Source organism: Gordonia effusa NBRC 100432, assembly GCF_000241305.1.
GTDB lineage: Bacteria > Actinomycetota > Actinomycetes > Mycobacteriales > Mycobacteriaceae > Gordonia > Gordonia effusa.
In genome coordinates this window covers 45610-55509 of the sequence record NZ_BAEH01000042.1, presented here as the reverse complement: position 1 = coordinate 55509, position 9900 = coordinate 45610, and the positions used below count along the sequence as shown (strand labels likewise).

General features: G+C 64.9%; 9 protein-coding genes. 6 read left to right on the top strand and 3 right to left on the bottom strand.

Annotation, left to right across the window (positions count from 1 at the left end; translation table 11 throughout):
• Positions 1 to 949 (top strand): MiaB/RimO family radical SAM methylthiotransferase (locus tag GOEFS_RS07505; RefSeq protein ID WP_007317299.1); only part of this gene is annotated, 949 nt, incomplete at its 5' end.
• Positions 946 to 1527 carry an Rv2732c family membrane protein gene (locus tag GOEFS_RS07500; RefSeq protein WP_007317298.1) on the top strand — a complete coding sequence of 194 codons (582 nt, stop codon included), beginning with the start codon at positions 946 to 948 and terminating at the stop codon, positions 1525 to 1527. The genes GOEFS_RS07505 and GOEFS_RS07500, both read left to right, overlap by 4 nt.
• A gap of 105 nt (positions 1528 to 1632) precedes the next feature.
• Here the strand turns inward: GOEFS_RS07500 and GOEFS_RS07495 are convergent, their stop codons facing one another.
• Positions 1633 to 3003 carry a DUF349 domain-containing protein gene (locus GOEFS_RS07495; RefSeq protein WP_007317297.1) on the bottom strand — a complete coding sequence of 457 codons (1371 nt, stop codon included), beginning with the start codon at positions 3001 to 3003 and terminating at the stop codon, positions 1633 to 1635.
• A gap of 166 nt (positions 3004 to 3169) precedes the next feature.
• On the opposite strand from GOEFS_RS07495, the gene GOEFS_RS23210 reads away from it, so the two are divergent.
• The 4 genes from GOEFS_RS23210 (at position 3170) to hflX (ending at position 7434) form a co-directional block, all read left to right on the top strand.
• Positions 3170 to 3910, top strand: a complete 741-nt coding sequence (locus tag GOEFS_RS23210; RefSeq protein ID WP_040524697.1) for a class III extradiol ring-cleavage dioxygenase family protein — start codon at positions 3170 to 3172, stop codon at positions 3908 to 3910.
• Positions 3907 to 4842 carry a tRNA (adenosine(37)-N6)-dimethylallyltransferase MiaA gene (gene miaA / locus GOEFS_RS07485; protein WP_007317295.1) on the top strand — a complete coding sequence of 312 codons (936 nt, stop codon included), beginning with the start codon at positions 3907 to 3909 and terminating at the stop codon, positions 4840 to 4842. Before GOEFS_RS23210 ends, miaA begins: the two co-directional genes overlap by 4 nt.
• A gap of 10 nt (positions 4843 to 4852) precedes the next feature.
• A complete protein-coding gene (gene dapF, locus GOEFS_RS07480; protein ID WP_007317294.1) occupies positions 4853 to 5761 on the top strand; it encodes a diaminopimelate epimerase in 909 nt (302 codons plus the stop codon).
• An 83-nt stretch (positions 5762 to 5844) separates the two neighbouring features.
• A complete protein-coding gene (hflX, locus tag GOEFS_RS07475; protein WP_007317293.1) occupies positions 5845 to 7434 on the top strand; it encodes a GTPase HflX in 1590 nt (529 codons plus the stop codon).
• An 82-nt stretch (positions 7435 to 7516) separates the two neighbouring features.
• Here hflX and GOEFS_RS07470 read toward each other — a convergent pair whose 3' ends face one another.
• Both GOEFS_RS07470 and GOEFS_RS07465 read right to left on the bottom strand, forming a co-directional pair.
• Positions 7517 to 7777: an HPr family phosphocarrier protein gene (locus GOEFS_RS07470; RefSeq protein ID WP_007317292.1), complete on the bottom strand. Its 261-nt coding sequence runs from the start codon at positions 7775 to 7777 to the stop codon at positions 7517 to 7519.
• Between the two features lie 50 nt (positions 7778 to 7827).
• The gene (locus tag GOEFS_RS07465; protein WP_007317291.1) at positions 7828 to 9876 is read right to left on the bottom strand and encodes a PTS fructose transporter subunit IIABC; all 2049 of its coding nucleotides are present in this window, start codon (positions 9874 to 9876) and stop codon (positions 7828 to 7830) included.
• Between the last annotated feature and the right edge of the window lie 24 nt (positions 9877 to 9900).

Here is a 9900-nt window from a genome sequence, read left to right as displayed (position 1 = left end):
GGCCCTCGTCGATCAGGGGGTCAGCGAAGTTACCCTCCTCGGACAGAACGTCAATGCCTATGGCATGTCGTTCGCCGACCCAGAGTTGGGCCGTGACCGCGGAGCATTCGCCGATCTGTTGCGCGCATGCGGCAAGATCGACGGGCTTGAGCGGGTGCGATTCACCTCGCCGCATCCGGCCGAATTCACCGACGACGTCATCGAGGCGATGGCGCAGACACCCAATATCTGCCCGCAATTGCATATGCCGTTGCAGTCAGGATCTGATCGCGTTCTCCGTGCGATGCGCCGCAGTTACCGCAAGACGAAATTCCTCGGCATCATCGATCGAGTGCGAGCGGCGATGCCGCATGCGGCGATCACGACCGACATCATCGTCGGCTTCCCGGGGGAGACCGAGGAGGATTTCCAGCAAACCCTCGAAGTTGTTGCCGCAGCGCGCTTTTCGAGCGCCTTTACCTTCCAGTATTCGCAGCGCCCGGGAACGCCCGCGGCCACGATGGATGACCAGGTCCCGCCAGAGGTGGTGAAAGACCGGTACCAGCGCCTGATCGCACTGCAAGAGTCGGTGTGTCTGACCGAGAACACCACCCTGGTCGGCACCGAAGTGGAGCTCTTGGTCTCAGCAGCCGGACGTAAGAGCGCCGAGAATGCTCGCCTGACCGGTCGTGCGCGTGATGGCCGACTGGTGCATTTCGCGGTCACCGCCGACAACGCCGAACGTATCCGGCCAGGCGACTACGTCACCACCACGATCACCGGGGCCGCACCGCACCACCTGATTGCCGACGGGGGCGTCGGGAGCCACCGTCGGACGCGGGCCGGCGATGCCTACGAGACACAGACCACACCCACGACGGCGCCGGTCGGAGTGGGACTCGGTATGCCGAGTATCGGAGCGCGCGCACCGGAACCGGTGAGCGCATGTACTAGCGGAGGTTGCCCGTGAGCGACAATTCTGATTTCGCGGAATTCCACGACGACCTGGAGAAGGCCGAACGTAAGGTTGCCGGTCAGTTCGACCCGGGCGCCCGTGGGGTCGTCGTGGCGGTTGGCGTGCTCGCCGCCATCGCGTCGCTGATCTTGATGCACGCTGGAAAGGCGAACGGCTTTGACGTGCTGACCTATTCGTCGGCGGCGCAGGCTGAGCGAATCGCGATTACCTCGCGGATCTTCGTCTATTTTCTGGTGATCTTCGGCGTCGGCTTCTCCGCGCTCGCGCTGCTGACCCGACGTTGGGCCATCGCGTGGATTGCCCTGTGCGGCAACCTGATCGCCGTCGTAGCCGGGCTCTTGTCCTGGTGGACGCGCAATACCCCGGGGGTCACCGGCGAGACGCCGCCGTCGGGTGTCGGTATTGGCTTGATCGTTGGGTGGATCGCCGCGATGGTGCTTAGTTTTCACTGGGCGCGGCTGGTTTGGGCACGTAGCAGCTACCAGTTGGCACTCGAGGCCGAACGTCGGGCCGAGGCGGCCGAACGCGAGGAAGCGGTGCGGGAACTACAGCGGCGGCACAATCAAAAGTAGGTAACGCTCCTGGAACTATCCCCGTGATGCGAGCAAACGGCATATGAGCGCCTGCTCGCGCCACGGGGACATTTCCAGTCAGCTTGCGAGTATTGCGAGCACGACCTAGCCGTCGATCGCGCTCTTCGCCGTATCCGCCCACTGACGCCACTGCTCAGCCTGCTCACGTAGCTTGCGCGCATCGGAGGCCTTGCCCCGCTCCTCGGCTTTGCGGGCCTGCTCTTCGAATTGTGCTGCGCGCTCGGCGAATTGGGCCGCGCGGGCCTGCGCCTCGGGGTCGGATTGTTGCCAGTGTGTTTGCTCGGCGTCGCGAATACGGCGTTCGAGTGCGCGCGCTCGTCCCTCCAGCGACTGCATCTGATCGCGCGGTACTTTGCCAAGTTCGTCCCACCGCGCCTGGAAATTGCGGAACTCGCGGCGAGCGGCATCGAGATTCGCGCCCGGATCGATGGAGCGTTCCGCGGCGTCAAGCAATTCTCGCTTCGCGTCGGCGTTCGCGGCGAATTCGGTGTCGCGCTCGGCGGTTACCGCGTTGCGTGCCGCGAAGAAGACATCCTGTGCGGCCTTGAACTGTTGCCAGAGCGCGTCGTCGGTATCGCGGGGCGCGCGCCCGGCGGCCTTCCATTCGGTGAGGAGGTCCCGGAACTTACCTGCCGTCGGGCCCCAGTCGGTCGACGACGACAACTCCTTCGCGCGTTCGATCAATTCTTCCTTGCGAACCTTCGCGCCGGCCCGCTCGCGATCGAGTTCGGCGAAATGCCCACCCCGACGTCGATTGAAGGCGTCTCGCGCCTTGGCGTAACGCTTCCAGAGAAGGTCGTCGGTCTTACGGTCGATGCCTTTGATCGCTCGCCATTCGTCGAGGATCGCCCGCAGCCGGTCGCCGGACGCTTTCCACTGGTTCGACTCGGAGCCGATCGCTTCGGCTTCGACGCACAGTTCTTCCTTCTTCGCGATTGCCGCGGTCCGGGCCTGCTCACGCTCGGCCTTCACCGACGCCGCGACGTCGTCGGCAGTCTGGGTGATCGACGTCAGGCGCGCTGCGAGAGCATCCACATCGCCGACAACCGCGGCGTCGGGCAGCGTTGATAACAGGTGCGCTGCGGCGGTCTGAGTCTTGCGCGGGTCACCAGAACGCGCTGCCAACCGTTCTTCGAGAATTTCGACTTCGGTGGCTAGATCGTCGAATCGACGAGCGAAGTGAGCGAGCCCTTCTTCGGCATCACCGGCCTGCCACGACCCGACCTGTCGTTCGCCGGACGAGGTGATCAGCCACACGCCGCCGTCATCGTCGACCCGGCCGAACTTGTGAACGTCGCCATGTGGCACCGGATGCGGGTGACTCGCGGCAGCCGAAGGGGTGGGGGCGCCGCCGGGGCGCGGGCCGGGCTTAGGTCCCGGTTTAGGTCGAGGTTTGGGAGCGGCGGGAGGAGTGGCCGAGATGTTCTCGGGTGTCGTTGCGTCCGATTCGGTCATGTGGGGTGTCCTCCGCTAGTGCCGCGCGCCACGGCTGCCATCAACTGGTCGCATCCCCACCGGCCCATATGTCATCCACGGCCAACGGGGATGGCTCCATTCAAACAGGTCAGCGCGTCCGATGTGTGCGCTGGTGAGACATTGGTGGCCGGTTAGCCTGGTACCCGTGTTGAATTCTGTGGTGTTTGTGCCAAGCGCTCCGGTGCTGGTGCCGGAGTTGGCTGGGCCCGGCGCGCATGACGTCGACGACGTGCGCGCGGCAGTCGTCGATGCCCTGCGCGCGGCCAACGCGACGTCGGATGATCGGCCATCGCGGTGGTTGGTATGTGGTGATTCTGTTGGTGCGCAGCCAGATTCACGACTCGATGGTGCCGGCACCTTTCGCGGGTTCGGAGCCGACCGGGTGGTGTCACTGTCCGGTGGGGGTGGTGACGGACCGGCGAACCCGGATTGGCCGACGTCGATGTTGCTGGCTGGCTGGTATCGGGAAGCGGCCGGGTTGAGTCCACTCACGCCGACCGTTGTCGACGCGGAGGCCAGTTCCGATCAGATTGCCCAGATCGGCGCGTCGCTTCGGGCGGAGTTGCGTAATCCCGGCGAGTCGGTGTCGGTAATGGTCGTCGCCGATGGAGCTACCTCGCTGAGCGCCCGCGCTCCGGGTGGAGGCGACGAGCCGCTGGCGCACGACTTACAGGGCCGAATCGATGCGGCGCTTAGCGATGCCGACTGCGCTGCGTTGACTGCCCTCTCGTCAACCGAGTGTGACCGGTGGGGCGTCGGCGGGCGCGCGGTATGGCAGAGCGTGAGTGCGGCGGTCTCCGGGACGAGGCTGACGGCTCAACTGCACTATGCCGGCGCACCTCTTGGCGTCGGCTACACCATCGCCACCTGGACGGCGGTGTCGTGAGCGAGTCCGTTCCCGTGCCGATCGCCGTCGTCGGCCCGACGGCGAGTGGCAAATCGGCACTCGGTCTCGATCTGGCGCAACAGCTGAACGGTGAAGTGGTGAATATCGACGCGATGCAGCAGTACCGCGGCATGGATATCGGGACCGCCAAACTGCCGATCGCGCAGCGTCGAGGAATTCCTCATCATCAACTCGACGTCCTTGACGTCACCGAAACAGCAACCGTGGCCGGCTATCTGGCTGGCGCGGTCGCCGACGTCGAGACATTGCGTGCGGCGGGGACAACGCCAATTATCGTCGGTGGCTCGATGATGTATATCCAAGCGCTGCTCGATGATTGGCAGTTGCCAGCGACCGAACCGGCGGTGCGCGCCAAATACGAAGAGCAGCTCGACCAGTTCGGCGTCGCGGCGATGCACGAGCAATTGGCGCGTGTCGATCCCGCGGCTGCCGCGTCGATACTCGACACCGATGGCCGACGTATCGTCCGCGCACTGGAGGTCGTCGAGATCACCGGCGAGCCATTTGCCGCGTCGGCACCGGTTATCGGCGAACCGCGCTGGGGGACAACGATTCTCGCTGTCGACCGAGATACCGAGGAGTTGGACGACCGAATCAGGGCGCGTACCGAGATGATGTTCGACGACGGGCTGGCCGACGAGGTCCGCGCCCTGGAGCAGAAGGGGTTGCGCGAGGGACAAACGGCGCGTCGTGCGATCGGCTATGCGCAGGTACTTGCGGCGTTCGACGGTGAGTACGACCTCGCCGAGGCCGCCGAGCGGACCTTCATTGGTACCCGGCGCTACGTGCGGCGGCAACGGTCGTGGTTTCGGCGCGATCATCGCATCACCTGGCTCGACGGCGCTTCGGAGGAACTGGCGGAGCGGGCGATGCGAGTTGTCCTCGGGGATACCGATTATCGCGGCCGGTAACCTGGACGTTGTGACGTTAACGCTGCCCGACGCGGGTTCGGTCTCCCAGTTCTTCAAAGGGCACGGTACCCAGAATGACTTCGTGCTGCTCTACGACCCGGCGGCGACCCTCGAACTGACGCCTGACGCCGTCGCGGCACTGTGCGACCGCCAACGCGGCATCGGAGCCGATGGCCTGTTACGCGTCGCGCGTGCCGGCGAACTCGTAGCTCGCGGCGTACTGGACGCACACCCCGACGACGTCGCCCCCGACGACTGGTTCATGGATTACCGCAACGCCGACGGCTCTATCGCGGAGATGTGCGGGAACGGTGTGCGCGTGTTCGCGCATTTCTGCCGGGCGACTGGATTGGTCGAGTCCGACGTGTTCACCGTCGGATCGCGCGCGGGTGGGCGAGTGGTGACCGTCCATTCCTACGACGACTCGCAGGCCGAAGTCAGCGTCGAGATGGGGCGGGTACGAATCGACGGTGAGTCGTCGGCGACGATCGATGGCGTCGATTACCCGGGTGTTGTGGTCGACGTCGGCAATCCGCATCTCGCCGCGGTGGTCGAGGGGTTGTCGATTGACGCGCTCGCCGAACTGGACTTCATTGCGGGCGCCGACATCGACGCGGGCGTATATCCACACGGCGCCAACGTCGAAATACTGACGCCGCCGGTCGCCGACGGCGATGTATATCGCGCGTCGATGCGGGTCATCGAACGTGGCGTCGGCGAGACCCGCAGTTGCGGCACGGGACTGGTCGCGGCGGGTGCCGCCGCGTTGCGCTCGCTTGGTCGGGATACCGGTGAACTGCGACTTACCGTCCCCGGTGGGCAAGTAACCGTCATAATCGCCGACGATGGCGCGACCTTGCGTGGGCCATCACGACTCGTAGCGCGCGGCGCGTTGATCGACGGCTGGGAACGCGGGTAAGCGCCATATCTGTCGGTGGCATCGCCGGCAGCGGAAATATTGAGATGCCCCCACGTCGGTGAACGTGCCATCATGGATGACATATGACTGACACGAACATCTCGGACCCCATCATCGACGGTGACACTTGGCCCGCTCGCTCCGCTCCCGACGCCGGCGACACTTGGCCCGCTCGCTCCGCTCCCGACGCCGGCGACACTTGGCCCGCTCGCTCCGCTCCCGACGCCGGCGACACTTGGCCCGCTCGCTCCGCGAACATCCCGACCACGGGTGACCTGCAACTCGACGACCGTGCCTCCCTGCAACGCGTCGCCGGCCTATCCACCGAACTCACCGATGTCACCGAGGTCGAGTACCGACAACTGCGACTGGAAAAGGTCGTACTGGTTGGTGTCTGGACCCACGGTACCCAGGCCCAGGCACACGCGGCGATGGCCGAACTCGCCGCATTGGCGGAGACCGCCGGTTCGCAGGTGCTCGACGCGCTTATCCAGCGCCGCTCCAAACCCGACTCGGCAACCTACATCGGCTCCGGTAAGGCCGGCGAGTTACGTGAAGTGGTGCTGGCAACCGAAGCCGACACCGTGATCTGTGACGGTGAACTGACACCGGCACAGCTCACCGCGCTGGAGAAAGTCGTCAAGGTCAAGGTGATCGACCGGACGGCACTGATCCTCGACATCTTCGCCCAACATGCCACCTCGCGAGAAGGTAAGGCGCAGGTGTCATTGGCGCAGATGGAGTACATGCTGCCGAGGCTGCGCGGTTGGGGTGAATCGATGTCCCGCCAGGCCGGTGGTCGAGCGGGGAGTAATGGCGGCGTGGGCCTGCGCGGTCCGGGTGAGACGAAAATCGAAACCGACCGTCGTCGCATTCGAGAGCGAATGGCCAAGATGCGCCGCGAGATTCGCTTGATGAAGACCGCGCGCGTAGTCAAACGTGCCGCCCGACAACGCAATTCAGTGCCAGCGCTGACCGTCGTCGGATATACCAACGCGGGCAAGTCGTCCTTGGTCAATGCGATGACCGGGTCTGGTGTGCTGGTGCAGGACGCGCTGTTCGCCACCCTCGACCCGACGACACGTCGGGCCAAACTCGACGACGGACGGGTCGTCGTATTCACCGACACCGTCGGATTCGTACGACATCTGCCGACGCAGTTGGTCGAGGCATTCCGGTCGACGCTGGAGGAAGCCGCTGACGCTGATGTGCTCCTGCACGTCGTCGATGGCGCCGACGACTACCCACTCGACCAGATCACCGCCGTACGGCAAGTGCTCAAAGAGATCGTCAGTGAATCGTCGGGTCAGCCGAATACCGGCGCCGATGGTGCTGCGCTCCCACCCGAACTTCTGGTGGTCAACAAGGTCGATGCGATGACCGAGCTGCAAATCACCCAGTTGCGCGCGGCGCTGCCCGACGCCGTGTTCATCTCCGCACGCACCGGCGAGGGCATACCCGAACTCTTCGACCGAGTTCGTTCGGCACTGGGTCGCAACGACGTGGAACTCTTTGTGTCCGTGCCGTTTTCGCGTGGCGATCTGGTGTCGCGGATTCATGCGGAGGGAGAAGTGTTCTCCGCTGACCACGACTCCGCGGGTACTCGGATGAGGGTTCGGGTACCGGCCGCTCTGGCGGGCGAGCTGCGCGAGTTAGTGGTGCTGGCTCAGTAGCGCTGGACGTCGGATCAACTCTGCCGGTTGAGGGGCGTCGAGGGATATCGCCCCTCGGCGCGGCTCAGGCGACAGATAACGGCTACTCGGCATCCAGGTCGGCGGCCACCAATTCGGCGATCTTCGCCAGTGCCGCATCATCGTCGGCGCTGACGGTCACCTGCGTGCCCTTCTCAGCGCCGAGTGTCATGATCAGCAGGGCCGAACCTGCGTCTACCGGCTCCTCGCCGTCGACGGCGAGGGTGACGGTCGAACCTAGTTCGGTAACAGCCTCGGCGATGATGGTGGCCGGGCGGGCATGTAGTCCCACTGCTGATCCGACGGTAACGATGGTCGATGGCATGGTGTTCTCCTTCAATTGGGGGTGATATCTGCAGGTTGGGCGGGCATCGATCAGGCGACCGCCGCTTCTAGCTGGGCCTCGTCATTCGGGTGACGCGCGGCATGAAGTTGTTTGGCGGTAACCACCGCGGCGCATGCGACCGCCATTCCGATTGCGAGGGCGGCGAGGAACGCCAGTGCGTTGTTCATCGCGAAGAAGACGAACACTCCGCCATGTGGGGCACGGAGTTCGACGCCGAAGGCCATGATCAGCGCTCCGGTGGTGGCTCCGCCGAGCATCATCGATGGGATGACGCGCAGCGGATCGACCGCGGCAAATGGGATAGCTCCTTCGGAGATGAACGATGCTCCGAGTAGCCACGCGGCCTTACCGTTCTCCCGTTCCGGCTCGGTGAAGAGTGAGGGTCGGACCGCGGTGGCGAGCGCGAGTGCCAGCGGCGGAACCATGCCGGCGGCCATCACCGCCGCCATGATCTCCAACTGGGCGCTGCCGCCGATCGCGAGTCCCGTGGTCGCGAAGAGATACGCGGCCTTGTTGACCGGACCACCGAGGTCGAAGCACATCATCAAGCCCAGCACTATGCCCAGGACGATCTTGGAACTGCCGGACATCGAGTTGAGGCCGTCGGTCATCGACGTCGTAACCCAGGCGAGTGGCTTGCCGAGCAGCATGAACATGAAGCCGCCGACGATCATCGAGGCGAACAGCGGAATGATGACGACGGGTTGAAGACCACGAGCCCACTGCGGCAACGGAATTCGTGACAGCCACAGCGCGACGACGCCGGCCAGCAACCCGCCGATCAGACCTCCGATGAAACTGGCGCCGACGGCGACTGACACCAGCCCGGCGACGAATCCCGGCGCAATTCCCGGTCGATCGGCTATCGCGAAGGCGATATAGCCCGACAGAACGGGGACCAGCATGCCCATCGCTAGCGATCCGACCGCGAATGCCACCGCTCCCAGGTAGGTCATGACTCCGCCGGACGGCAGATCCCAGAGACTGTTGTGCAGAGCGATAAACGCGCCGTCGGACAGAGTCTGCGTCTGATCGAGAGTCTTGTTGGCGATTTCGTAACCGGCGAGCAGGAAGCCGAGCGCGATCAGCAGGCCGCCGGCCGCGACGAATGGAATCATATAACTCACGCCGGTCATCAACGCCTGCTTGAGTTGGCCGCCGTAGCCGACACTCGCCGACGTCGAGTCGTCGACGTCGGCAGCACTGCCGCCGACGGTAGCGGCGTGTGGGTTCTTCGCTGTCGCAACGGCTTCGGCGATCATCGTGTCTGGTTCGTTGATGGCACGTTTAACACCCGACGCGACGACCGGCTTACCCGCGAACCGCTCGCGGCCCTTCACGCCGACGTCGGTGGCGAAGATGACTGCGTCGGCATCGGCGATCTGTTGTGCGGTCATCGATGTCGTTGCCGACGACCCCTGAGTTTCCACCGTGAAGTCGACGTCGGCGCGTTCGGCCGCGTACTTGAGGGCATCGGCCGCCATATAGGTATGCGCGATACCGGTAGGGCAGGCCGTGATCGCGACGATGCGGGGGCGAGAAGCCGCTTCCGGCGACGATGGGGGCGCAGGGGCCGCGGTGACTGGCTGCGCTGGCGTAGCCTTCGCCTTGGGGTTGACGGCCGCACCAACGAGGTCGACGACGCTTTCGGCGTCGGAAGCGTCGCGGAGTGCGGCGACAAAGTCGGGTCGCACGAGAGCACGAGCGAGTGAGCTCAGCAGCTTCATATGCTCGCTGCCGCCCTCGGGAGCGGCGATGAGGAACACGATGTCCGCGTCGCCGTCAGGTCCACCGAAGTCGACTTTGTTCGACAACCGCGCCATCGCCAGGCTGGCGGTGGTCACCGACGCCGAGCGTGCGTGCGGGATGGCGATTCCGCCGGGAAGTCCGGTCGCCGATTTCGCTTCCCGGGCCATCGCGGCGGCGACGAGACCGTCGGCGTCGGAGGTACGACCCTGGACGTGCAGGACGTCGGCAAGTCGGCCGATGACGTCTTCGTTGATCTCGCCGGCATCGACGTCGAGGAGCACGCTCTGGGGGGTGATGATCTGCGGAGTAGCGGGTGTATCAGTGCTCATGATGGGTCATTTCTGTGCGAGCGG

What these genes read in the sequence shown, in the direction of transcription:
- GOEFS_RS07495 (WP_007317297.1), bottom strand. Translation starts at nt 3,003, where the DNA reads ATGACCGAATCGGACGCAACGACACCCGAGAACATCTCGGCCACTCCT.
- GOEFS_RS07465 (WP_007317291.1), bottom strand. Translation starts at nt 9,876, where the DNA reads ATGAGCACTGATACACCCGCTACTCCGCAGATCATCACCCCCCAGAGC.
- GOEFS_RS07470 (WP_007317292.1), bottom strand. Translation starts at nt 7,777, where the DNA reads ATGCCATCGACCATCGTTACCGTCGGATCAGCAGTGGGACTACATGCC.
- hflX (WP_007317293.1), top strand. Translation starts at nt 5,845, where the DNA reads ATGACTGACACGAACATCTCGGACCCCATCATCGACGGTGACACTTGG.